Source organism: Cognaticolwellia beringensis, from assembly GCF_002076895.1.
In the GTDB taxonomy this organism is placed as follows: Bacteria; Pseudomonadota; Gammaproteobacteria; order Enterobacterales; family Alteromonadaceae; genus Cognaticolwellia; species Cognaticolwellia beringensis.
Window position 1 is genome coordinate 1,335,604 of record NZ_CP020465.1, and the last position, 24,379, is coordinate 1,359,982.

The 24,379-nt window shown below is 38.2% G+C and carries 19 protein-coding genes and 1 tRNA gene; 14 read left to right on the forward strand and 6 right to left on the reverse strand.

Annotated elements, in window-relative coordinates:
• Nucleotides 1-493: 493 nt before the first annotated feature.
• The 3 genes from B5D82_RS05600 to B5D82_RS05610 are packed head-to-tail and all read right to left on the reverse strand — an operon-like array spanning nucleotide 494 to nucleotide 3,781.
• Nucleotides 494-1,285 carry an MbnP family protein gene (locus B5D82_RS05600; RefSeq protein ID WP_081149853.1) on the reverse strand — a complete coding sequence of 264 codons (792 nt, stop codon included), beginning with the start codon at nucleotides 1,283-1,285 and terminating at the stop codon, nucleotides 494-496.
• Entirely contained in the window at nucleotides 1,278-2,402 is a 1,125-nt protein-coding gene (locus B5D82_RS05605) for a cytochrome-c peroxidase (protein ID WP_081149855.1), read from the reverse strand. The genes B5D82_RS05600 and B5D82_RS05605 overlap by 8 nt, the downstream gene beginning before the upstream one ends.
• A gap of 5 nt (nucleotides 2,403-2,407) precedes the next feature.
• Nucleotides 2,408-3,781 (reverse strand): YncE family protein, encoded by a 1,374-nt coding sequence (locus tag B5D82_RS05610; RefSeq protein WP_094122768.1) that lies wholly within the window; start codon nucleotides 3,779-3,781, stop codon nucleotides 2,408-2,410.
• 329 nt (nucleotides 3,782-4,110) lie between these two features.
• On the opposite strand from B5D82_RS05610, the gene B5D82_RS05615 reads away from it, so the two are divergent.
• From B5D82_RS05615 to greA, 7 genes are all read left to right on the forward strand, one after another.
• Nucleotides 4,111-5,091 (forward strand): ketopantoate reductase family protein, encoded by a 981-nt coding sequence (locus B5D82_RS05615; protein WP_081149856.1) that lies wholly within the window; start codon nucleotides 4,111-4,113, stop codon nucleotides 5,089-5,091.
• Between the two features lie 327 nt (nucleotides 5,092-5,418).
• Nucleotides 5,419-6,042, forward strand: a complete 624-nt coding sequence (gene bamJ / locus B5D82_RS05620) for a BamJ family beta-barrel-assembly machinery protein (RefSeq protein ID WP_081149858.1) — start codon at nucleotides 5,419-5,421, stop codon at nucleotides 6,040-6,042.
• A 103-nt stretch (nucleotides 6,043-6,145) separates the two neighbouring features.
• A complete protein-coding gene (locus B5D82_RS05625) occupies nucleotides 6,146-6,610 on the forward strand; it encodes a hypothetical protein (protein WP_081149859.1) in 465 nt (154 codons plus the stop codon).
• Nucleotides 6,611-6,622: 12 nt separating this feature from the next.
• A complete protein-coding gene (gene dapB, locus B5D82_RS05630) occupies nucleotides 6,623-7,429 on the forward strand; it encodes a 4-hydroxy-tetrahydrodipicolinate reductase (protein WP_081149861.1) in 807 nt (268 codons plus the stop codon).
• A gap of 300 nt (nucleotides 7,430-7,729) precedes the next feature.
• Nucleotides 7,730-8,875 (forward strand): glutamine-hydrolyzing carbamoyl-phosphate synthase small subunit, encoded by a 1,146-nt coding sequence (carA, locus tag B5D82_RS05635; protein ID WP_081149863.1) that lies wholly within the window; start codon nucleotides 7,730-7,732, stop codon nucleotides 8,873-8,875.
• 29 nt (nucleotides 8,876-8,904) lie between these two features.
• Complete coding sequence (gene carB, locus B5D82_RS05640) at nucleotides 8,905-12,123, forward strand: carbamoyl-phosphate synthase large subunit (protein ID WP_081149864.1); 3,219 nt, start codon at nucleotides 8,905-8,907, stop codon at nucleotides 12,121-12,123.
• 163 nt (nucleotides 12,124-12,286) lie between these two features.
• Nucleotides 12,287-12,763, forward strand: a complete 477-nt coding sequence (gene greA / locus B5D82_RS05645) for a transcription elongation factor GreA (protein ID WP_081149866.1) — start codon at nucleotides 12,287-12,289, stop codon at nucleotides 12,761-12,763.
• Nucleotides 12,764-12,850: 87 nt separating this feature from the next.
• On the opposite strand, the gene B5D82_RS05650 is transcribed toward greA, so the two are convergent.
• The gene (locus B5D82_RS05650; RefSeq protein ID WP_081149867.1) at nucleotides 12,851-13,195 is read right to left on the reverse strand and encodes a rhodanese-like domain-containing protein; all 345 of its coding nucleotides are present in this window, start codon (nucleotides 13,193-13,195) and stop codon (nucleotides 12,851-12,853) included.
• 243 nt (nucleotides 13,196-13,438) lie between these two features.
• Nucleotides 13,439-13,735: a ribosome assembly RNA-binding protein YhbY gene (yhbY, locus tag B5D82_RS05655; RefSeq protein WP_081149868.1), complete on the reverse strand. Its 297-nt coding sequence runs from the start codon at nucleotides 13,733-13,735 to the stop codon at nucleotides 13,439-13,441.
• A 268-nt stretch (nucleotides 13,736-14,003) separates the two neighbouring features.
• Here yhbY and rlmE point away from each other — a divergent pair, with 268 nt between their 5' ends.
• The 7 genes from rlmE (at nucleotide 14,004) to B5D82_RS05690 (ending at nucleotide 20,418) form a co-directional block, all read left to right on the forward strand.
• The gene (gene rlmE, locus B5D82_RS05660) at nucleotides 14,004-14,633 is read left to right on the forward strand and encodes a 23S rRNA (uridine(2552)-2'-O)-methyltransferase RlmE (RefSeq protein WP_081149869.1); all 630 of its coding nucleotides are present in this window, start codon (nucleotides 14,004-14,006) and stop codon (nucleotides 14,631-14,633) included.
• A gap of 67 nt (nucleotides 14,634-14,700) precedes the next feature.
• Complete coding sequence (gene ftsH / locus B5D82_RS05665; RefSeq protein ID WP_216629021.1) at nucleotides 14,701-16,653, forward strand: ATP-dependent zinc metalloprotease FtsH; 1,953 nt, start codon at nucleotides 14,701-14,703, stop codon at nucleotides 16,651-16,653.
• Between the two features lie 144 nt (nucleotides 16,654-16,797).
• Nucleotides 16,798-17,634: a dihydropteroate synthase gene (folP, locus tag B5D82_RS05670; RefSeq protein WP_425429878.1), complete on the forward strand. Its 837-nt coding sequence runs from the start codon at nucleotides 16,798-16,800 to the stop codon at nucleotides 17,632-17,634.
• Nucleotides 17,635-17,701: 67 nt separating this feature from the next.
• A complete protein-coding gene (glmM, locus tag B5D82_RS05675) occupies nucleotides 17,702-19,039 on the forward strand; it encodes a phosphoglucosamine mutase (protein WP_081149872.1) in 1,338 nt (445 codons plus the stop codon).
• A 125-nt stretch (nucleotides 19,040-19,164) separates the two neighbouring features.
• Nucleotides 19,165-19,935 carry a triose-phosphate isomerase gene (gene tpiA, locus B5D82_RS05680; protein ID WP_081149873.1) on the forward strand — a complete coding sequence of 257 codons (771 nt, stop codon included), beginning with the start codon at nucleotides 19,165-19,167 and terminating at the stop codon, nucleotides 19,933-19,935.
• A gap of 1 nt (nucleotide 19,936) precedes the next feature.
• Nucleotides 19,937-20,320 (forward strand): preprotein translocase subunit SecG, encoded by a 384-nt coding sequence (gene secG, locus B5D82_RS05685; RefSeq protein WP_081149875.1) that lies wholly within the window; start codon nucleotides 19,937-19,939, stop codon nucleotides 20,318-20,320.
• A 13-nt stretch (nucleotides 20,321-20,333) separates the two neighbouring features.
• A tRNA-Leu gene (locus B5D82_RS05690) sits at nucleotides 20,334-20,418 on the forward strand.
• 1,111 nt (nucleotides 20,419-21,529) lie between these two features.
• Here B5D82_RS05690 and prsT read toward each other — a convergent pair.
• On the reverse strand, nucleotides 21,530-24,295 hold the full coding sequence (gene prsT, locus B5D82_RS05695) for an XrtA/PEP-CTERM system TPR-repeat protein PrsT (RefSeq protein WP_157673845.1): 2,766 nt from the start codon (nucleotides 24,293-24,295) through the stop codon (nucleotides 21,530-21,532).
• Between the last annotated feature and the right edge of the window lie 84 nt (nucleotides 24,296-24,379).

The following is a 24,379-nucleotide window of genomic DNA, read 5'->3' on the forward strand; positions in this document are numbered from 1 at the left end:
ATTCTACTGCTTTTACATTGTTATCTTTGGTTGGCATAAGACCCAAAAAGGGCAATTGCTCAACGCGTGGTCATATTCCCACGTAAGGTTTTTGTCGTCAACCAGTTTGTGCGAAAAACATGCTAAATCTTAAGTTTAAATTATTTTATTGTTTTTATTCAATTTGTTATGAAATTTATTTTTTTAAAACAAACTAATTTATTGGTGGTGGTAGTTAATTTTTTGTTAATTAAAACCTTCTTATATGTAAATATTTATATAGCTTTAAACATGACAATCAAAATAAACTAAATTAATTGTAGTGTTTTAGAAGGTGTGTAAATTCATCGAGTATAAGTATAGATAGGGATTTTAATTTATAAAGAAGGGACTTATAGTATTAAAGTTTGCCAATTTTAATTGCAATAATTTAACAATGTTATATCAGGATTAGCATCAATATGATGCTCGTTTATTACTTAATTAAACGACTTCATTAAACGACTTAATGAAATTACATAAGACTAATGAATTTATGAAAGCCTTTGGCAATTACTCTTACATCTTCGGGATAAAATTTTACATGTGGCATTTCAGACATATCAATATATTCAAGATTAATAGTTAATAGTGTTTTTTCTAACTTTCTCCTTTCAGGTGCGGAGTTTTGGAATAAACGCAGTAAATCTATTTTTAGGTTAATAACACCATCTTTTGAAATAGTTTCATCAGATATGTCAAAATTTAATTCAGTATAACTCTCGTCGAAACCAATATGATAGACCAATGGCAGTGGGTTATTATTTATTGTTAACGTACCTTCCAATAACAAAAACTTATAACCTACTTGCCAGTTCCAAGCCATTCTACTATTAGGATCTAAGTCACCAGAAAACATTAGTGTGCCATTTGCTTTCGGATCTATGCCAACACCAAATGTTAATTGGTTAAGGTTACTAATCTCGATTTTGGGGATAACCATTTGGTGGAAAGCCTTATTCCCGTCAAACCGGATAAGGTGATAGCTTTCTTGTTCCGAAATGCTATTGCCCGGAAAGCTTAAACGAATATTGCTAATGAATAACTGAAAATCTCTGATTGAAAATTCACCATTACCACCAGGATTTTTATAGCTTTGAGTGTTCAGCACCAAAGGTTTATTGCCAACAAAGGGGTGAAAGCGCAAAGTTAAGTCTTGTGGAGAAGGGCGAAGCCAAACTGAAATCACCACTAATACAAGTACTAGTATTAATACACTAATAAAAATTTTGCTCTTGTTAACTTTGCTGTTGTTAGATTTAGTCATCACTATTCTCGGCGATAAAAGGGTCTGAAAAAGCACGGTTAGCTAAGAACTCTTCATCAGTTAACGTATGTAAAAATGCAATGATGGCGGCTATTTCATTATCATTGAGGTTTAAGCTAATATGAACGTTTTGTGTTTTCGGAATATTATCTGCTTCAATAATTAATGGGCTGAGCGTTTTACTGCGCTTAATGCCGCCATTGTAATGCGCTAAAACCTCTTGCAAAGTAGCAAAACGGCCATCATGCATATATGGAGATGTAACCGCTATATTGCGTAATGTGGGGGCTTTGAATAAGCCTCGGTGCGCTTCATTCTGTGTTAACGTAAATAAACCTGGTTGTAATGTTTGATCATTATCTAAGCCATTATTGCTAAAGCCATCAAACATAGTGCCAAAGCCGCTGGTGAGAAATTGGCTATGACAATCAATGCAATTTCCCCCACGTAATACCACTTTAGTATCAGGATGAGCCATAAAAAGCTTACGACCTTGTTCTTCTATGGCGGTAAGAGATATTTCGCCACGTAAATATTGGTCGTATCGTGAATTAGCTGAAATCAATGTTCGCTGAAAGCTTGCTAGCGCTTTCGCTATATTTTGTGCACTTATATTTCCAAAAGCTTGTTTAAATAGCTTTTTGTAGGTCTCATCATTATTTAAATCAACGATCAGTGCTTCGATATTACGCGCCATTTCATCATGGTGTGTAATGGGAATAATTGCTTGTTCTTCAAGCGATGAAGCACGACCATCCCAGAAAAAGTGCTTGGGTCCCCACATTAAATTCACTAAGCTCATGGAGTTGAAATCAAGGGGGATTCCTGACACGCCTACGGATGTTTTTAAACCGTCAGTAAAGGCCAATGCTTGCTTATGGCAGGTCGCGCAAGACACTTTGTTGTTGCTAGACAATATTGGGTCATAAAAAAGCCTTCTGCCGAGTAATACTGATTCTTGGGTTAAGGGATTATCTTCGGGCAAGTTAAAACGGCCAAAAACAAATGGTGCGGTTAATTCGACGAGGTGTGTGTCTAGTTTTTTATTCTGTTGTGTGTAAATAGTTGACGCTATAAATAAAACAGCGATAGCGACAACTATAGTAGCAATTTTCATGATGATTAATGATGGTGCGTAAAGCCAGAGCCAAATAAAGCTTCAATGTTATCGATGCCTTTTTTGTATTTTTCTTTGAAGTTAATTTCGCCAAGTCGCTCTCCTGTGAGAAGGTCATGTACGGTGACTGAGTGGTGATTTAATTTCACTAGAAAATCAACGTCAGTTGGATCATTGTCTTTAGCATCGCCTAAATTTAATAAATTATTTTGTACGGCAATAAGCTTGCGACCGGCCGCTGTTTTATAAAATATCATATGGTGAGCACCGCTTTCTGCTTTTATATCTTCGCCTGACGATACTAAGTTAGGTAATTGTTTTAAATCGTAGCGTTTGACTATACCGGGCACGCCATGGCTGATAAATAATTCGTCTTCATTACCATAAAACTCTAACGGTACGGCTGTACCTGCTGTGGCTCCGTCATATAATTTTTCAGGCGTATTAAAAGTTTTGGTTTTCTCATTGTAGGGAACTTTCCAAGTTTCAAAACCGAATAAGGTGTTTACTAAAATAGCAGGCTCGACTCCTTCGACAATACTGGGGCGCACAAAAAGCACTTCGACAGGAGACGATGGGAACCCAACAGGCTTGGCATCTTCAATGACAATGGTTTCTATTGGTTCTAAAGTGTTTAAGTCGATAATGGTTATGGTATTGCCAATTTCTGTAGCAATGGCTGGGTGAGTGGAAGATGTTACTACCATTCTATCGCCATAAGCTGAAATACCATGCGGGAACATGATGTAAGGCTGACCAGCTTCAACTTGAGACTTTCTTGCTTCGATAATTTTAATGACTTCGTTGGTTTGGGCGTTGAATACGCCGACCGTACCAGCGTCAATTTGAGTTAAATCAGAGCCGCCCATAAAGGTAACGAACATCGTTAGTTCACCATTGACGTTATGCCACATAATATCTTCTCCGACATTTTGTCCATTGGTGTTCAGGCATTCGAAGTTACTAATTATCGGCTCAGCTTTGGCGTTTCTCACCAAGTCAATTTCAGCTAAGCTGCATTGAGAGCCAAGCCCCGTGGCATACAAACGTCCGTTAGGGCTGTAATAAAGGTGGTGCATAGGCGCATCAAGTTTGGGGAGTGGGTAGTCATAAAGTATATTGCCAAAATTGGCCGAGTCGGGATCCATTTCAATAATAGCAATGCTATCGGTAGTCCCTAAGGTTGGCAGACCGCTAAGTAATACCATTGCTTGAGTTTCTTCAATGTTAATAGCATCATTTTGTGTCGTCGTTTGTTCTATAGTCGCTTTACTACTCGTTTCAGTTTTATCAATTGTTGCAGTTCTCGATGTTTTGCTGGCGTCGCCACAACCACTGAATAAAAGTATAGCTAAGGAAATTAATATTAGTTTGCTCATGATAATGTCCCTTTAATTATCTGTTTGTATTATATTTTTGAACAAACTTATAAAAACAGATAAACATTACGCCATACCCTTCACTGCAATTAACTACTGCCATTAAACGTATGTCTGTTTCTCTAATACTAACTATGTTCTTGCTGAGTAGATGTCGTTGTTTCATCTATATAGGTGAAACAGTTGTGTACAACCTACAAGTTTAGTTGAAATCATGAGTATCACAAATGGTTGTTATTTTAGTTTTAACCCTGTTTACCCGGAGCGTCTGATCATTTGCGTATCTTCATGATAAACTTCTCCCTAAATTAGGACTAAAAGGATGAGTGATGCATTTTGTTATCGTTGGGTGCGGTGCTGTTGGTGGTTATTTTGGTGGCCGTTTAGCGCAGCACGGTGAACATGTGACGTTTGTTGCCCGTGGCGAGCAATTTAAAGCCATGCAAACATCGGGGTTAACTATCAAGAGTATTGAAGGAGATGTGCAACTAAATAATGTTAATGTGGTTAATGGCGAAAGCTTAACGGAAAATAGCTTAGCAGCACCTGCCGATGTTATATTTCTCTGTGTAAAATCGTATCAATTACCCGCCGCTCTTGCACAAATAAAACCATTAATAGTAAATAATACCCGCGTAATACCTTTATTAAATGGCGTTAATGCTGCAGATATTATGCAAGCGCAGGGCATCCCACGAGAAAATATTATTGGCGGTTTAGCAAAAATCATTGCCGAGAAATCGGCTACGGGGGTTATCAATCATACCGGCGCTAAACCTCATATCACTTTAGGTGCTTTTATTTATAAACCGACAGTGAATAGTACGACTGTAAAAATGAGTGAGCAGGGTGCTGCCTTGCAAGATGAAGAAACTGCACGACTTAGTGCAATAGCCAAGCGCTTGAAATTAGCAGGTATTAGCGTTGGGGTTACCAGTGATATAGAACTGGCGTTATGGCGAAAGTATATACTTGTTGCTGCCTGGGGAGCTTTAGCCTCAGCGAGAAAGCTAAATTTAGGCGAAATTCGTTCACAAAGTCATATCGCATTTTTATTAGAGCGCATTGTTAATGAATATGCCGATATTGCGCGCAAATCTGGCGTAAACCTAGGCGATAAACATATCAAAGAAACATTGAGCTTTTTATCACGCTTACCCGACAGTAGCGAAACCTCAATGCAACGAGACTTTGCCGCGGGGAATAACTCTGAATTTGATGTGCTAGTTGCTTATCCTATGCTACTAGTTAAAGAGTTTAATTTATCAGCGCCGGTGTTAACGCAGTGTTATACCAAGTTGAGTACTTAACTACTCATTTTTAATGGTTAAAACTAATAATGACGGCGTTATAAAATTTATAAGTAGAGTAACTACTAACTAAATTTTATGCCTTGTAATTATCCATTTTCCCTCATGAAAAAGTAGACCACTTAATTAATCAAATAGGTATTATCAGAAAATAACTGAAGGTTAGATAGTGTAAAATTTGATTGCAGGCAAAACGTGTCAAGTACAAATAAAGATAAAAAATTTATAATAAATAACAAATTCACTACTGCTAGCACTTCAGAGGGCGTTAAATTTATGCTATTGTATCGCGAATTTTTATCGTATCAATTAAGTGAAGATTAAATAATGTCTGAAAATAAACTTGAAACAATCGAACAACGCGTAAGTTATGGTGTAGGTCGTCAACTAGGTGACCAACTTCGTAACAATCCTTTTAAAGATTTTGACGTATCTGCTGTGCAAGCTGGTTTAGCTGATGCAATTGCAAATACTGAAAGCCAAGTATCTGATGAAGACTTAAATGAAGCCTTTGGTATTGTATCTAAAAAGATGCAAGAACTAGAGCAAGCTGAAGCTAAAGAAAAGTCAGCTGAAGGCGAAGCCTTCTTAGTAGAAAATGCAAAACGTGATGAAGTAACAACCACTGAATCAGGTTTACAGTATGAAGTAATTGCAACAGGTGAAGGCGCAACGCCAACAGCTGCTAGCACAGTACGTGTGCATTACCATGGTACATTCATCAACGGCGATATCTTTGATAGCTCTGTTGATCGTGGCCAACCTGCTGAGTTTCCAGTAGGCGGCGTTATTGCTGGTTGGACAGAAGCATTACAATTAATGACTGAAGGTTCAAAATGGCGCTTATATGTGCCTTACGGCTTAGCTTACGGTGAGCGTGGCTCGCAAGGTGCAATTCCTCCGTACGCAACGTTGGTATTCGACGTTGAGTTATTAGCGGTTGTTAGCTAATTATTCTATTTTTTAAAAGCCCTCAGTTGAGGGCTTTTTTATAAGCTTTATTTAAAAATATATAATACCAAGTTTGAGTTATCTCATAGGCATTAAAGAAGTCATGTACAAAACAGTTATCGAACAGTTATTCCAGCGTTATATAAAGGCGTTTCATCAGAAAAATATGGCAGATACGCAAACCTGCTATCAGTTGCCTTGTACTTTACATACACCCGATAGAGTTGTTTTAATTGAAAGTGATACAGTTTTTAAACGAGAGTTTATAGATATATTTACCGTACTTAGTCATGCAGAGATAAAGCGTTTCGTCGCATTAAAAGCGAGTTTTAGTGTGTTGAGCGAAAATTTGGTACTTGCTTGTATTGATTGGCAGTTTATTGGTCCTAAAGATGAAGTTTTTACCGATTTTTCAGCTTTTTATCACTTAGCGTTGAGTGACGGACAATGGCGGATTTTTAATGTGGTGTCACAAGAGCTTAGCCAATCAGTTGCTTTAGATACCGCTTTTGATATTGCTTATAATACAGCAGATGCTGATATTACCCCTTATAACATTACACAGTAGGAAGAAGTTGCTATGAAAGTGAAAGTAGCCATTTTAGGATGTAGCGGGCGCATGGGCCGCAATTTAATACAAGCGGCAATAGAGCATAAATCTGTTGAGCTTGTCGGTGGTAGTGTTCGTGTTGGTTCATCATTTGAAAATTTCGATTTAGGTGAAATCGCTGGTATTGGCGCTATCGGTCAAAAAACAACAACGGACTATCAAGAATTATTAGCAGCTGATGTGTTAATTGATTTTACGTCAATTGAAGCCACGCTTGAGCATATAGAGTGGTGTCAGCAACACAATAAAGCCTTAGTCATTGGCACTACGGGTTTTTCAGACCAACAAGTAGAAACCCTTAAAGTTGCAGGCAAGAATATACCCGTTATTTTGGCACCTAATACTAGTGTTGGTGTAAATTTATTGTTTAAGTTGCTCGAAATTACGGCCAAAGCGATTGGCGACTATACTGATATAGAAATTTTTGAGGCGCATCACAGATTTAAGAAAGATGCACCATCAGGTACCGCAGTGAAAATGGGCCAAGTTATCGCGGATACCTTAGGACGTGACCTTAATGAAGTCGCAGTATATGGCAGAGAAGGCATTACAGAAGAGCGAAGCCGAGAAACTATAGGTTTTGCCACAGTGCGTGCTGGCGATATTGTTGGTGAACATACTGCTTATTTTGCAGACATTGGTGAACGGTTAGAATTAACCCATAAAGCAAGTTCCAGAATGACTTTTGCTTTAGGTGCAATGCGAGCGGCTTTCTGGTTAAGTGAAGCCGAACCGGGTTTTTATGATATGCAAGATGTATTGGGTTTAAAAGATTAACGCAGCCACTTTAATAAATATAAACCTGACTAAATGGTTAGTATTTATAGGGGCTGCTCATAGAAAAGTGTTGTTTATGACGTCTTTACAGCAATAACGTCAAAAACAGAGAGTTTTTACAATTATTACTAGACGAAAGAAGCTTACAAGCGTAAAATAAGTGGATTTTGTCAAAAATTTACTGTTCATGATGAACTGGCATAGGTTTTTGGCATTTTTTGTGCGTATCGCTTTTATCGTTAATGGTTAAATTCTTAGTTGTTTTACCATTAATTTTCTTTCTTCTTAACGGAGGTTACATTGACTAAATCTGCCATTTTAGTGCTTGAAGACGGCACTGTATTTAAGGGCACCGCTATCGGTGCAGAAGGGGCGGCTGTTGGTGAAGTTGTATTCAATACTTCAATGACTGGCTACCAAGAAATTCTGACAGATCCCTCTTATGCAGAGCAAATTGTTACCCTTACATATCCACACATAGGTAACACAGGTACCAATAGCGAAGATGAAGAATCTAGCACTATTTGGGCAAAAGGTTTAGTAATTCGTGACTTACCGCTATTAGCAAGTAATTTTCGCAATGAGCAAAGTTTAGACGACTACCTAAAAGCAAAAAATATTCTAGGTATTGCCGATATAGACACCCGCAAACTTACGCGTATTTTACGTGAAAAAGGTGCACAAAATGGCTGCATAATAGCGGGTGATTTTGTTGATGAAAGTGTAGAAGCAGCAAAGGCGTTAGCTCAAGCACAAGCTTTCCCTGGCCTTAAAGGTATGGACTTAGCAAAAGTTGTTTCTACAAAAGAAGCATATCAATGGACAGAAGGCAGTTGGCAACTAGGAAAAGGCCATGTTACTCCAGAAAAATCAGAGTTTCATGTCGTTGCATACGATTTTGGTGCTAAACGTAATATTTTACGTATGTTAGTAGACCGAGGTTGTAAATTAACCGTGGTGCCAGCAGAAACTTCTGCGGAAGAAGTATTAGCGATGAATCCTGATGGTATTTTCCTATCAAATGGCCCAGGTGACCCAGAGCCATGTGATTACGCTATTACCGCAATCAAAAAATTCTTAACAACAGATATCCCTGTTTTTGGTATCTGTTTAGGCCATCAATTATTAGGCTTAGCCAGTGGTGCTAAAACCATTAAAATGAAGTTTGGTCATCATGGTGGTAACCATCCGGTAAAAGATTTTGAGCGCAATGTTGTGATGATCACCGCACAAAACCACGGTTTTGCTGTTGATGAAGATAGCTTGCCTGAAAATTTAAAAGTGACGCATACATCACTATTCGATGGTTCAATCCAAGGTATCCACCGTACAGACAAGCCTGCTTTTAGTTTTCAAGGTCATCCTGAAGCGAGCCCCGGTCCAACAGATGCTGCACCATTGTTCGATCATTTTATCGACTTAATCGTTGCTTCGAAAAAAGCTTAGCCCTTAGACAAGAGAAGAGAGAATAGAAAATGCCAAAACGTACTGACTTAAAAAGTATCTTGATCTTAGGCGCGGGACCCATTGTTATTGGTCAAGCATGTGAATTTGATTATTCTGGTGCACAAGCATGTAAAGCACTACGCGAAGAAGGTTACCGAGTTATATTAGTTAACTCGAATCCTGCAACAATAATGACCGACCCTGAAATGGCTGATGCAACATATATTGAGCCTATTCACTGGGAAGTTGTGCGCAAGATTATAGAAAAAGAACGCCCTTGTGCGGTATTGCCGACTATGGGCGGTCAAACCGCATTAAACTGTGCGCTTGAGCTTGAAGCTAAAGGTGTATTAAAAGAATTTAATGTTGAAATGATTGGTGCTACGGCTGATGCGATTGATAAAGCAGAAGATCGTAGTCGTTTTGACAAAGCAATGAAAGCCATTGGTCTAGAAACGCCGCGCGCTGAAATTGTCCACACTATTGCAGAAGCACACGCAGCGAGCAAAAATTTAGGCTTCCCTTGTATTATACGTCCATCATTCACTATGGGTGGCTCGGGTGGCGGTATTGCTTATAACCGCGAAGAATTTGATGAAATTTGTACACGTGGTTTAGATCTTTCTCCTACTTCTGAATTATTGATTGATGAATCTTTAATCGGTTGGAAAGAGTATGAAATGGAAGTAGTTCGCGACAAAAATGATAACTGTATCATTATCTGTTCGATTGAAAACTTCGACCCTATGGGAATTCATACGGGTGACTCGATCACGGTTGCACCGGCACAAACATTAACCGATAAAGAATACCAAATCATGCGTAATGCATCGATTGCCGTATTACGTGAAATCGGTGTTGAAACGGGTGGTTCAAACGTCCAGTTTGGTATTTGTCCTGATACCGGTCGTATGGTGATTATTGAGATGAACCCTCGTGTATCTCGCTCATCTGCGCTCGCTTCTAAAGCAACGGGTTTCCCAATTGCTAAAATTGCTGCAAAACTGGCTGTAGGTTACACCTTAGATGAATTAACTAATGATATTACTGGCGGCGCAACACCGGCATCTTTTGAACCGACTATCGATTACGTTGTAACAAAAATTCCACGTTTCAACTTTGAAAAATTTGCTGGCTGTGAAGACAGACTAACCACCCAAATGAAATCAGTGGGTGAAGTTATGGCTATTGGTCGTAACCAGCAAGAATCATTACAAAAAGCATTGCGCGGCTTAGAAGTTGGCGTTAGTGGTTTTGACCCTATGGTGGATGTGACTCAACCTGGCGCTAAAACTAAGATCATGCACGAATTGCAAGAAGCGGGTTCTGACCGAATTTGGTATATCGCTGATGCTTTCCGCTTAGGCTTATCGGTTGACGATATTTACCGTTTGACGAAAATTGACCGTTGGTTCTTAGTCCAAATTGAAGACATTGTATTAGAAGAAGCAAAAGTTGCTGATGGTGGTTTGAAAGTATTGAACCCTGTTTATTTGCGTAAATTAAAACGTAAAGGTTTTGCTGATTCTCGTTTAGCCGATTTAATTGGTGTTGCTGAAGCTGAAGTGCGTAAAAAACGTCATAATGCGGGGATTTTCCCCGTATACAAACGTGTTGATACTTGTGCTGCAGAATTCAGTTCTGACACGGCTTATATGTACTCTACTTATGATGAAGAGTGTGAAGCCAACCCGACAAATAATGAAAAGATCATGATACTCGGTGGTGGTCCTAACCGCATTGGTCAAGGTATCGAGTTTGATTATTGTTGTGTTCATGCGGCATTAGCATTACGCGAAGACGGTTATGAAACCATTATGGTTAACTGTAACCCAGAAACGGTTTCAACAGATTATGATACGTCTGACCGTTTATATTTTGAGTCAATTACCTTTGAAGATGTACTTGAAATTGTTCGTATAGAAAAGCCAAAAGGCGTTATCGTGCAATACGGTGGTCAAACGCCACTTAAATTAGCCCGCGCTTTAGAAGCAGCAGGTGTACCCATTATTGGTACATCTCCAGATGCCATTGACCGCGCAGAAGACAGAGAGCGCTTCCAACAAGCGGTAGACCGTTTAGGTTTATTACAGCCTGAAAATGCCACCGTTACCTCAATTGATGAAGCAATGGCGAAAGCTGAAGCGATTGGTTTCCCATTAGTGGTTCGCCCATCTTATGTTCTAGGTGGTCGCGCTATGGAAATCGTTTATGATTTAGATGACTTACGTCGTTACATGACTGAAGCAGTTAATGTATCGAACGATTCACCGGTACTGCTCGATCATTTCCTTGATGATGCTATTGAAGTCGATATTGATGTGGTTTGTGATGGTACAGATGTAGTTGTTGGCGGCATTATGCAACACATTGAACAAGCGGGTGTACATTCAGGTGACTCAGCATGTTCATTACCTGCCTATAGCTTAAGTCAAGAAGTACAAGATGTCATGCGCAAGCAAGTGACTGATTTAGCGTTTGAATTAGGTGTTGTTGGTCTAATGAATACGCAAATGGCAGTAAAAGACGGCAAAGTATATTTAATTGAAGTTAACCCTCGTGCTGCGCGTACTATACCGTTTGTATCGAAAGCCACTGCGGTGCCTTTAGCGAAAATAGGTGCCCGAGTAATGGCGGGTAAATCACTGAAAGAGCAAGGGATTACTAAGGAAGTTATTCCTCCGTATTTCTCTGTGAAAGAAGTGGTTATTCCGTTTAACAAATTCCATGGTAGTGATCCTTTAGTTGGACCAGAAATGCGTTCAACCGGTGAAGTGATGGGCGTAGGTAATACCTTTGAAGAGGCTTACGCAAAAGCTAACTTAGGTGCAGGTGTATCTGTACCGAAAGATGGCCGCGCGTTAATTTCAGTTCGCAATAGTGATAAAGGTCGTGTAGTTGAACTAGGCAAACAAATGGTTGCTTTAGGTTACGAGCTAGATGCGACTCACGGCACAGCGGTTATACTTGGAGAAGCTAATATACCTTGTCGCTTAGTAAATAAAGTACACGAAGGTCGCCCACATATTCTTGATAGAATTAAGAATGGCGAGTACACCTACATTATTAACACGACAGAAGGCCGTAAGGCGATTGAAGATTCTAAAGTGTTACGTGGTGGTGCTTTACGTTACAAAGTCGCATATACTACAACTCTGAACGCTGCATTTGCCGCCTGTCAATCACATGCTGCAGATGATCGTAATATCGTAACCTCAATACAAGAGTTACATAAACGTTGTATATAGACCGCTTAGAAATGAATTTGCTCACTGTATGAGTGCGAAATAAAGCATCATAAAAGCGCAAATTCATTTTAAGTTTTATGTAAGCGAATTATTTTCAAAAGGTGGTTGCCTACGACTAGTCGTATAGGTAAGCCGCCTTTCTTGTTAGAAAAAGAAGAGTAAAATGACAAAATATCCTATGACACTGTTAGGTGCTGAGCAATTAAAAGAAGAACTCAGAATTTTAAAAACCGAAAAACGTCCGCGTATAGTCAAAGATATTGCTACGGCTCGTGAGCATGGCGATTTAAAAGAAAACGCAGAGTACCATGCAGCTAAAGAAGAGCAAGGTTTCTGTGAAGGTCGCATTCAAGACATTGAAGGCAGACTGTGTAACGCACAAGTTATTGATATAACTGCAATACCTAACCGAGGTAAGGTAATATTCGGTACAACAGTAAAATTGCTAAATCTAGATACTGATGTTGAAGTGACTTACCAAATTGTTGGAGACGACGAAGCCGACTTTAAAACCGGACGTATCTCATTAAACTCACCGATTGCCCGTGGCTTAATTGGTAAAGAAGTTGATACTGAAATCGAAATTACCACACCGGGTGGCGTGGTTGAATATGAGATTATCGCGGTAGAACATATTTAATCACTAAATTATTTTAACCTTAAGCGCACTTAACCTCGTGCTAAGTGCTGAGGGTTATTAAAACCAGTCCCGTTAATTAATTTTACGTTACTGGTTTTTTTGTGCCTGACGAACGTCGTCATGCGGGCTACTTATGGCTTTAACATTTTTATAGCCAATACGTTGCAGTTGCTCTGCGGCTAATGCTGCTCGACCACCTGAAGCACAATGGACATATATTTCCATTTCCGCGTCTGTGCAGTGTTTAGCAATATTCATTTCTAATACACCTCGTGGAATCGTTATTGAGTTTTCTACCGGAGAGGCAGTACACTCTTCAGGCTCTCGAACATCAATAAAAGTCGCACTTTTGCTTTTAAATGCTTCTGCTGCGCTAACACAATTAACCAATTTTTTAGCTTGTTCGACTAATTCAGGTACAGATAAAATCATTCCAAAACCTTTAGTAATTTATGTAAGGGTGACTATACTATGCCAAGCATAATTCAATGTATATTAGTTTTTAGTAATATAATGAGTCACTAATTTAAAGTGGTTGTAGAAAAATATAAATCGTTGGGTACAAAAAAAGGGCTAAAGCCCTTTTTTTTAAATTACCAAAGCGTTTAATTAAATATTTCATACAGAATAACGCAGCAAAACTTTGTTATTCTGTAGGTATCAGAATATAACTAATTAAATTTTTGGAATACGAATTTTCTTTTCTTCCGTTTGACGGAAGATAACTAAGGTTTTACCGATCACTTGTACTTTAGTTGAATTTGTTTCACGACAAATAGCTTCAACAATAAGTGCTTTCGTTTCACGATCATCCGTAGGGATTTTAATCTTAATTAATTCATGATGATTTAAAGCGTAGTCGATTTCTGCTACTACTGCTTCTGTAAGGCCGTTGTTACCTAGCATTACAACGGGTTTAAGGCTATGTGCAAGGCCTTTTAAATACTGTATTTGTTTATTATTTAAGTTCATTAACAATTTTCGTTACAAGTTAGCTTGAATTATAGCTATTTTACCTCCATCTAGTTTGTAATACTAATATTGTTTGCAAACTGTCAGCTTTTTCCCGACTTTTAATAATTATTTCGGTTAAAATCAATTGAATAATTCTATCTAAGTGATGAATTCACAGGCCTAATTGGTATAATATAGCCTTGGCGTTATTTTAATGACAAATAAAGTAAACAATTAACCTAGATGCAAGTAACAATTAAACAGCAAAAAAATATAAGTGGATTGAATGAGTAAGAATAAGGTCAGTGTCAGTAGTGCTCGTTGGCTAAAAGAGCACTTTGATGATGAATATGTAAAAAAGGCACAACGTTTGGGCCTTCGCTCACGTGCTGTTTTTAAAATTGAAGAGATAAACAATAAAGATAAATTGATCAAGCCTGGAATGAAGGTGGTTGATTTAGGTGCGGCTCCTGGCGGTTGGTCTGAATACGCCACGAAAGTGGTGGGTGATAGCGGGCAAGTTGTTGCATGTGACATTTTAGCGATGGACCCTATTGCAGGTGTGGATTTTCTGCAAGGTGACTTTCGTGAAGAAGCCGTACTAGATGCTTTATTAACTCGAATTAATGGTAAAAATATCGACGTTGTTATGTCTGACATGGCAGCAAACTTTACCGGTAATGACGCTGCAGACGCGGCGCGCAGCATGTATTTAGTGGAACTAGCACTAGATATGTGCAACCAAGTTTTAAAGAAAGATGGCGCTTTTGTAGTGAAAGTGTTTCAAGGAGAGGGCTTTGAGCAATTTATTAAAGATGCTAGAGCCGCATTTAAAACCGTTAGAACTCGCAAGCCTGAATCGTCACGTGCTCGTTCACGTGAAGTTTATCTTGTGGCGACCGGCTTTAAATTGTAGTAAATTAGGTGGAATTATTTCATCGCACCATTTTGAACATTAGCAAGAGGTCATTAAGTTGAGCGATATGGCAAAAAATCTTATTTTATGGTTAGTTATTGCAGTTGTATTAATGTCTGTTTTCCAAAGTTTTACCCCTGGAAGCGGCAAAGATCAACAAGTGGATTACACACAATTTGTCCAAGACGTACGTCAAGGGCAGATTCGAGAAGTAGACGTTGATCGAAACGGCGTTATTAATGGTATTAAACGTAGTGGTGAACAATTTGTTACTGTTATACCTGGCGGCTATGATCGTGATTTAATCAACGATTTAGTTAAGCAGGGTGTTAACGCATCGGGCGAGTTGCCAGAAGAACCTAGTTTCTTAATGACTATTTTTGTCTCTTGGTTCCCAATGATATTGCTGATTGGTGTGTGGATATTCTTCATGCGTCAAATGCAAGGTGGGGGCGGTAAAGGCGCGATGAGCTTTGGTAAATCAAAAGCGCGTTTATTAGGTGAAGATCAAATTAAAACCACTTTTGCTGATGTTGCTGGTTGTGATGAAGCAAAAGAAGAAGTGTCGGAATTAGTTGATTACTTAAAAGACCCATCACGTTTTCAAAAACTAGGTGGACGTATTCCATCAGGTGTTTTGATGGTTGGTCAGCCAGGTACAGGTAAAACATTATTAGCAAAAGCAATTGCTGGTGAAGCAAAAGTGCCTTTCTTTACAATTTCGGGTTCAGATTTTGTTGAAATGTTTGTCGGTGTTGGTGCATCACGTGTTCGTGACATGTTCGAACAAGCAAAAAAAGCGGCACCATGTATCATCTTTATCGATGAAATTGATGCGGTAGGTCGCCAGCGTGGCGCAGGTATGGGCGGTGGTCATGATGAACGTGAGCAAACGCTTAACCAAATGCTAGTTGAGATGGATGGTTTTGAAGGTAATGAAGGCGTTATTGTAATTGCTGCTACTAACCGTCCTGATGTATTAGATCCAGCGTTATTACGTCCTGGTCGTTTTGACCGTCAAGTAACGGTTGGCTTACCTGATATTCGTGGTCGTGAACAAATTCTTAAAGTACATATGCGTAAAGTCCCTTTAGGTGATGATGTTAAAGCATCGGTTATTGCTCGTGGTACCCCAGGATTTTCAGGTGCTGACTTAGCTAACTTAGTTAACGAAGCGGCTTTATTTGCGGCACGTTCAGCACGTCGTGTTGTTGGTATGGCAGAATTTGAAAAAGCTAAAGACAAAATCATGATGGGCTCAGAACGTCGTTCTATGGTAATGACTGAGTCAGAAAAAGAAATGACAGCATATCATGAAGCAGGACACGCGATTGTTGGTCGTTTAGTACCAGATCACGATCCTGTTTATAAGGTGAGTATTATGCCGCGTGGCCGTGCGTTAGGTGTCACTATGTACTTACCTGAGCAAGATCGTTTTAGTCACAGCAAGCAGCATCTAGAAAGTAACATTTCATCTTTATACGGTGGTCGTATTGCTGAAGAAATGATTTACGGTTTTGAAAAAGTGTCAACGGGTGCTTCAAACGATATTGAACGTGCTACACAACTTGCGCGTAAAATGGTAACACAGTGGGGCTTTTCTCAAAAAATGGGTCCTATGCTATTCGCTGAAGAAGAAGGTGAAGTATTCTTAGGCAGAACATCGTCTAAATCGTTGAATATGTCTGATGAAACTGCTCGTGCTATCGATGAAGAAATTAAAGAATTTGTTAATCGTAACTATGAGCGTGCAGCAACTATTTTAAAAGAAAATGAAGACATCTTACACGCAATGAAAGACGCTTTAATGGAATATGAAACCATTGATGCTTTGCAAGTTGATGATTTAATGAATCGTACTAAAGTTCGTCCACCGGCTGATTTTGAGTCTAGGGACTCTGACAATAAGTCAGACAATAATACTGATTCTAGTAAACCATCGGCTAAAAAAGATGAAGAAGCAAAGGATGCTAAAGAGCCTAAAAGCTCAACGGATAATTCAGATATTCCAGCTTCATAGTTGATACAATAAACATTTAAAGCCTCAAAGGATTAAATCAGCAGATTTAATCCTTATTGAGGCTTTATTATTTTAACTTTTTAAAACTGCTCAAGTGTTTCAGAAGTTAAAATAATAAAGAACGCGTTATAAAAAGAGATTTCAGTGCTTAACCAACTTATTTGTCCTAGCTCAACATTAGATTTATCAACACCACAGGTGATGGGTATCCTAAATGTTACTCCTGATTCATTTTCAGATGGTGGCAAGTTTGCTGATTTAGAAAATGCATTGGAACAAGTTCAGCGTATGATTAGTGATGGTGCCACCATTATTGATATAGGCGGAGAATCTACACGCCCTGGTGCGGTAGAGGTTAGCGAAGCGGATGAATTAGCTCGTGTTATTCCCGTATTAAAAGCCATTAAACAACGTTTCAATATTTTAGTATCAATTGACACTAGCAAAGCCTCAGTGATGAGTGCGGCCATAGATGCTGGTGCTGATATTATTAATGATGTTCGAGCTTTACAAAATGATGAGTGCTTAACCGCAGTTGCAAATAGCAATATCCCAGTTTGTTTAATGCACATGCAGGGCTTACCCAGAACTATGCAAAGCAGCCCTAGCTATGACAATGTGATTGAAGATATTTTGGTCTTTTTTCAACAACGCATTGATGCTTGCGTTAGTGCAGGCATAGCACGAGAACGAATAATATTAGATCCTGGTTTTGGTTTTGGCAAAACACTAGAGCAAAATTTTCACTTACTGGCAAACTTGTCAACGTTTGGTCAATTAGATTTACCCATTCTCGCTGGGTTGTCGCGAAAGTCTATGATCGGAAATTTATTAAATCGAGATGTTGAACTGCGCCTAGCGGGCAGTTTAAGTACTGCAATGCTTGCTGCTCAGCAAGGAGCAAATATTATTCGCGTTCATGATGTTCAAGAAACTGTGGACGTATTAAAAGTATTAAAAGCGGTAACTGATAATAGCTAAATTAAGTCAGTTACGTTAATTATTAAAAATTGCTAATAGAAGAACAGTAAGCACAAGGGAAATAATAATGTCACAGAGAAGATATTTTGGCACCGATGGAATTCGAGGCTTAGTAGGCCAATATCCAATTACCCCAGAATTTGTCATGAAATTAGGTTATGCAGCTGGTCGAGTATTAGCAGCACAAGGCACTAAAAAAGTATTAATTGGTAAAGACACCCGTATTTCAGGCTACATGTTAGAGTCGGCATTAGAAGCAGGCTTCTCTGCCGCTGGTATTGATATTGGTTTGTTAGGGCCAATGCCTACGCCTGGTATTGCTTATTTAACGAAAACTTTTCGTGCTGAAGCAGGTATCGTCATAAGTGCCTCGCACAATCCGTTCTACGACAATGGCATTAAATTTTTCTCTCAAGACGGACAAAAGTTACCCGATGATGTTGAATTAGCCATTGAAGCAGAATTAGATAAAGAGATGAGTTGTGTTGAGTCCGCTCATTTAGGCAAAGCAACACGTATTGCCGATGCAGCAGGTCGTTATATCGAATTTTGTAAAAGTAACTTCCCAAGCCAATACTCATTAAAGGGTATGAAAATCGTGGTTGATTGTGCTCATGGCGCAACCTATCACATAGCACCGAACGTTTTTCGAGAGTTAGGCGCAGAGGTTATAGAAATAGGCACCTCACCTAATGGCACTAATATTAACCACGAATGTGGTGCAACGTCGATGGCAGCAATTAGTGCAGCCGTTGTTGAGCATCAAGCCGATTTAGGTGTTGCACTGGACGGTGATGGCGATCGTTTAATGATGGTAGACCATACCGGTTATGTTATAGATGGCGATGAAAGTGTTTATGTTATCGCTTGTAATGACTTACAAAATGGCAGTATTGATGGTGGTGTTGTTGGCACATTAATGAGTAACATGGGCTTAGAGCTTGCACTTGCTGATATGGATGTACCTTTTGTTCGTAGTAAAGTGGGTGATCGCTACGTAATGGAAATGCTTAAGCAAAAAGGCTGGAAATTAGGTGCAGAAAACTCAGGTCACGTAATCAACTTAAACCATACATCTACCGGTGATGGCATTATTGCCGCGTTAAATGTTTTAACGGCAATCTGTAATTCAGGTAAAACATTATTTGAATTGCGCCAAGGTATGACGAAATTACCGCAAGTATTAGTGAACGTAAGGTTCTCTGGTGACACTGATCCGTTAACTAATGCTGAAGTTGTGGCATCTGTTGACCGAGTCAATGAAAAACTGACCGGTCGTGGTCGAGTGTTACTCAGAAAGTCAGGTACAGAACCTTTGATCCGCGTCATGGTTGAAGGTCCAGAGCATGATGAAGTTACCGCCTTAGCAAATGAAATTGCCGACGCTGTAAAGCAAGCTTGCTAGGGAAAAAGTTCGTTCGATTTTAAAGTCGAATGAATAATGAGCAATTAAACATGATATTGCGTGAAATACTTGTATCTTGTCGACAGGTTAGTTAATATCTCGCCGCTTTGATTTAGGAATGAAAAATGAATAGACTTTCGATAGTTGCAGCAAACTGGAAAATGAATGGCAGTTTAGCTTTAGTCAACTCAATGGTTTCAGAGTTAAATAACGTAACGTTAAATGAAAATGTTGAAGTAGTTGTTTGTCCTAGCTTTCCTTACTTAGCGGCATTTAGTTTAGCAAGCGATAATGTAAATTTGTCAAAAGCATTTAGTTTAGGTGCTCAAAACTTAAATGAATTTGCTAACGGCGCATTTACTGGCGAAGTATCAACGTCAATGTTACAAGAAGTTGGTGCAAGCTATGTCATAGTCGGGCACTCTGAGCGTCGAAGTATTTATAACGAATCAAGTGTTTTAGTTGCACATAAAGTTAAAGCAGCATTATCGGCAGGGCTTAAACCTATTTTATGTATAGGTGAAAGTGAAGACGAACGTGTAGCAGAACAAACCGAAGTTGTTTTAGCGGCGCAATTACAGCCCGTAATAGATGAAATAGGTATTGAAAATTTTAAAAATGTTGTTATTGCGTACGAGCCTGTTTGGGCGATAGGTACTGGAAAAACAGCATCGCCAGAAATGGCACAAGCAACTCATCAATTTATACGTGAATTTATCGCAAAAGTTGATGAAAACGTCGCAGTTAAATTGCCATTGTTGTATGGTGGCAGTGTCAATGCGACTAACTGTGAAGAATTATTTGCACAAGCTGATATCGATGGTGGATTAATCGGCGGTGCTAGTTTAAAAGCCGAAGAATTTAAAATAATTTGTTCGGCAGCAAAGGGAAAATAAAATGTTGTATCAAGTGTTAATTGTAGTGTATTTGATCGTTGCTTTATGTTTAATTGGTTTAGTACTAATTCAGCAAGGTAAGGGTGCTGATATGGGCGCATCATTCGGCGCTGGTTCATCAGCCACTATTTTTGGTTCAAGCGGTTCTGGTAACTTCTTAACAAAATCGACAACTTACTTAGCGATAGCATTTTTTGCCATCAGCTTAGTATTAGGTAACTTAACAGCTAACCGTGTTAAAGCAGGTGCTGACTTTGATGACCTAGCTGTGCCAGTAGAACAAAGCATTCCAGCTGATGCATCAGTTGTCGAACCAAAATTTGATAACGCTGATGTACCTGCGAGCGACGCTACTGCAGAAAAAGGCAGCGACGTACCAAACTAGTTTTATAATATTTGCAGATATGGCGGAATTGGTAGACGCGCCACCTTGAGGGGGTGGTGCCTTAGGGCGTGAGAGTTCGAGTCTCTCTATCTGCACCAAATACAGGTTCGATAAGAACCAATAAAGACCGGAATAACCTTTATAATAAGGTGTTCCGGTTTTTTTATGTCTTAATATTCTTCAGAAAGTAACCTAGTGTACAGAGTAACTTTATAGCGCTATAACTGCTTCTTCACTTTTTGGATATGCATGAAGCCATTGAGCAGTTATCACTAAAAATATATGCATTATAAATGGTATTAACAAGCTAACGCTCGGTTAAATCAAGATGTAATTCATTACATAACCTGTGTCAGGGTCATAGCGTAGTATGCAAAAATCAACTTATCTCCTTATTTAATAACACCTTAAGTACTATAAATATGAGAGTTAATGATAACTTAAGAATGTACTTTATTAACTTGATAGGCAAGGCTATGCAGTGTAAATGAATGCTAACGTTGGCTCGTGTCATAGTACATTTCTATAAATTTTCGTATCAAACTATGTTACTTCTTTATAAACATTTTGCTCCAATAATTTAAGTGCCAAATGCTTTATGCTCTGCAATGATAATAAGTATGAGTAAAGTGCCTATCAATAGACAAATATTAAGTTGTTTTAACGGAGCGATAATTACTTCTACTAGATTTACTTATTATTAATAATCATAACAATTGATATGTTGACGTTACGGCTTAAGGGCCTTTAAAGCGCTGCCGACACAGTTTATTAACGAATTGTTGGGCGCTATGTAAGCGAAGGGGGTTAATGGCTTAAAATTGGCTGCTAGTTTGCCTCGTTATGCTTTTTTTATAACGAGTATGATTTATGACGGTTTATATTTATGGAACACTTTGCTGAAAAATTACACATTAGACATGTCAGATTTAATAATACTCTTTATATAATGCCAACTAAGGTTATTAATCTTTTGGATTACAGATAAAACTGTACTGAAATTGCTCAAAGGCGAACGCATTTACATTTATAAACGTACTTTTTAAGCTTATGCGAAATTATGGGGGTTGTAATTGATACTAAAGAAAGGAAACTTGGTTGAGATATACTTTGTTTTCACTAGAAGCCTAGTTTATATAAAGCTTAAAAAACGAAGTGCCTAATACACTTCGTTTTATTAAAACTATCTTACTCAACTGACTATATTCGTTATTTAATGCTTTCTAACAACGCTTTAGCTTCATCTTGCTCGTAAAAATTAATATTGCTAGAAAGCGCACGATCCAATTCTCTTCTTGCTTCCTCAACTCGGTTAAGCTTCATTAATGTATAGCCTAAATGGTAGTTAATTGCCGGATCATTAGAGTTCATAGTATAGGCTCGTCTAAGTAAGATTAAGCCTTCTTCAAATTCTCCTCGTAAAACTTTTATCCACCCATAAGTATCTAGTATAGCGGAAGATGTATCATCTAGTGTTAATGCGTTGGAGGCATATTTTTCAGCTATAGCTAGATCTGACTTTATTAAAATATTGGCTAAATTATTAAAAATTATTGATTTATTTTGCAGTCCATCAACATCTTTTAAAATTTCATAATGTATTTTAGCATTCGCTATATCACCCATATTTAAATAATAATGAGCCAAAAGGTTACGCATAAAATGAAAGTTTTCATTTTTTGTCAAAATTTCAGTGGTCGTGTTTTTAAATGCTTCAAGACCATAGCCTATAGTAGTCATTTGGTACAATTTTACGGATGCTTGAATAAAACTGTGATCTAATGAAAGCGCTGTTGCATATTTTTCACTGGCCAGAGTTAACTTTTTTTGTTTTGCCAGTAAATCACCACGAACTAATAAAACATTAGGGTTATTTGTATAGGCTTTTTCAATAGCAATAAGTTTGCTGTCGGCTAGTTCTAGCGAATTTAATTGAATATCTAACTTAACTATTTGTAATTGTATTAATAAGTTTTCAGGGGCTAATATAAGTGCTCTTTTTAATAATGCTTGCGCTTTTAAAGGCTCATTAGTCTTCGAATATAATTGGCTTAGTTCATAAAATGCTCTTGGTCCTTCTACTATTCCTTCAAGTATTTCAATTTGCTTTACAGCCTGTTTGGTATCTTTTAGGGCTAAATATATTTCAATTCTTTGTTTTATATATTCAGGGTTTAAAAACACTAGTTTATTGAGGTTGTCTAATTCGTTTAGCGCTGATTCATAGTCACCTTGTTGCATATAAATATCGACTAAAACTTCAGAGGCTTTGATGTTAGTTTTACTCGCGCTGGTTAATTTAGTTAGCTTCTCTAAGGCGAGGGAGATATTGTTCATGTCTCGATCAAGCTTAGCGTCTAAAATAATTAAAGGGGCAAATGCTGACTGTGTTTCTAAAAGCTTTGTTGTTATAACTTTAGCATCCTCAAATTCACCTAATGCCGCTTTAGCGTTAGCAATATTAAAAAGGCTGTTAAAGTCTCCAGGTTTAATAGATAAAACTTGCTCAAATGTTTTAACCGCGGGGCTCCATTGCTGCTGTTGTAACAACAACACACCTTTAAAGGTCAAAAAATCGGAATTTAATGGTTCTGCTTCTAAGAGCGTGTCGGCAATTTCATTAGCTTCAACTATCTTTTTATTAGCTCGGTAGACAAGGCCTTTAGTAAGCAAAAATATAGCATTAAATTCTTTTGGTTGATGTTGGTCAAGTAAGGCAATTGCGTTATCAAATTGCTCTATTTTTGATAAGTAATTCACTTTCGCGAATAGTAACGCCTGGCTGTTTTTAAATTCGTCTTCTAAGGTTGTTATTAGTCGCTCAGCTTTATAAATTTTTTGATTGTTTAAATATAAATCTATTAGTTTTGTTGCTAGCGGTAAGTTGTTAATAATCAGCTTTTCTTTCGCTTCAAGTAAATCTAAGGCTTTATCTTGTTGGTTTTGGCGTAAATATATGTCAACTAACATTTTTATAGCGGCAGAGTCTTGTGGTACATCTCTTAAATAGGCAAGTAGCTCTTTTTGAGCTACTTCAAAGTCATTTTGTAAATATGCAGCAGCACCAGCAACATAGGTTAGTGAGGCGTTAGTATTTTTTTGCTCGTCAGTATATAAGGATAATTTTTGGCTGATGTCTATAAGCACGGCTTTAGCTTCTTCAAACTTAGCGGTATTGGCTAAGAGTTCGCTTTGTAGTAATTTTGCCATAGGATCTTCAGGGGTATTAATCAAAATTTTATTAACCAATAAGAGTGCTTCTTCAAACTTGCCAGCGTTAGTGTAGGCATTGGCGAGTGAACGCTGCACAATAGGGTCGTTATTATCAATGTTATAGGCAGTTTCGAAAGCATTTAAAGCACTTTTATTATCTTTTTTTCTTATGTATAGCTGGCCTTTAAGATGCCAAATTCTGCTTTGTTGAGGATATAAAGTAATGACTTGTTCGATTAATTTTTCTGCTGTGCTGTAATTTTGTTGGTTTAATTCAAATGCGGCAAGAGAACCTAGCGCTCGATCATTTGTTGGTGCTAGGCTTAGCGCAAGATTAAAATATTTACGAGTCTCCTCTATATTGTCTAGCGCACGATAAGCGTTAGCCGATAACAGATACCATGTAAGTTTATTTTCGGCATTTAACGATTTACCTTTTCCTAAATCAATGACTTGTTGAAACTCTCGAGCGATCATCAAGGCACTGCCTAACTCATTTAAGAATAAGTTAATATCAGCACCACCCATTAATGCTTCATCGAGTATCGCTATGCCGTCACCAAAATATTGTTTATGCATTAATACTTTACCCATTAATACTTTAGCCGAGAGGTTTTCAGGCTCGTCTTGCATAACGTTTTTTAAATGAATATAAGCTTCTTCAATTTGATTACTATTATAAGCGGTGAGGGCTTTTTCAAAGTTGTTGGCAGCAGCTGTAATAGAGCTGATAAGAAAAATACTGAATAAAAATAATCGCATGGCAATCCAAAATATAAAGGGTGAATAAACTAACATAAGTAATTATTGCTTAATCTAACCTATTCTAAAAGTAAAAATAAGTTA

Coding starts and splice junctions, on each gene's coding strand:
- B5D82_RS05600 (WP_081149853.1), bottom strand. CDS start 1,285: ATGACTAAATCTAACAACAGCAAAGTTAACAAGAGCAAAATTTTTATT.
- B5D82_RS05605 (WP_081149855.1), bottom strand. CDS start 2,402: ATGAAAATTGCTACTATAGTTGTCGCTATCGCTGTTTTATTTATAGCG.
- B5D82_RS05610 (WP_094122768.1), bottom strand. CDS start 3,781: ATGAGCAAACTAATATTAATTTCCTTAGCTATACTTTTATTCAGTGGT.
- B5D82_RS05615 (WP_081149856.1), top strand. CDS start 4,111: ATGCATTTTGTTATCGTTGGGTGCGGTGCTGTTGGTGGTTATTTTGGT.
- bamJ (WP_081149858.1), top strand. CDS start 5,419: ATGTCTGAAAATAAACTTGAAACAATCGAACAACGCGTAAGTTATGGT.
- B5D82_RS05625 (WP_081149859.1), top strand. CDS start 6,146: ATGTACAAAACAGTTATCGAACAGTTATTCCAGCGTTATATAAAGGCG.
- dapB (WP_081149861.1), top strand. CDS start 6,623: ATGAAAGTGAAAGTAGCCATTTTAGGATGTAGCGGGCGCATGGGCCGC.
- carB (WP_081149864.1), top strand. CDS start 8,905: ATGCCAAAACGTACTGACTTAAAAAGTATCTTGATCTTAGGCGCGGGA.
- greA (WP_081149866.1), top strand. CDS start 12,287: ATGACAAAATATCCTATGACACTGTTAGGTGCTGAGCAATTAAAAGAA.
- B5D82_RS05650 (WP_081149867.1), bottom strand. CDS start 13,195: ATGATTTTATCTGTACCTGAATTAGTCGAACAAGCTAAAAAATTGGTT.
- yhbY (WP_081149868.1), bottom strand. CDS start 13,735: ATGAACTTAAATAATAAACAAATACAGTATTTAAAAGGCCTTGCACAT.
- rlmE (WP_081149869.1), top strand. CDS start 14,004: ATGAGTAAGAATAAGGTCAGTGTCAGTAGTGCTCGTTGGCTAAAAGAG.
- ftsH (WP_216629021.1), top strand. CDS start 14,701: ATGGCAAAAAATCTTATTTTATGGTTAGTTATTGCAGTTGTATTAATG.
- glmM (WP_081149872.1), top strand. CDS start 17,702: ATGTCACAGAGAAGATATTTTGGCACCGATGGAATTCGAGGCTTAGTA.
- tpiA (WP_081149873.1), top strand. CDS start 19,165: ATGAATAGACTTTCGATAGTTGCAGCAAACTGGAAAATGAATGGCAGT.
- secG (WP_081149875.1), top strand. CDS start 19,937: ATGTTGTATCAAGTGTTAATTGTAGTGTATTTGATCGTTGCTTTATGT.
- prsT (WP_157673845.1), bottom strand. CDS start 24,295: ATGCGATTATTTTTATTCAGTATTTTTCTTATCAGCTCTATTACAGCT.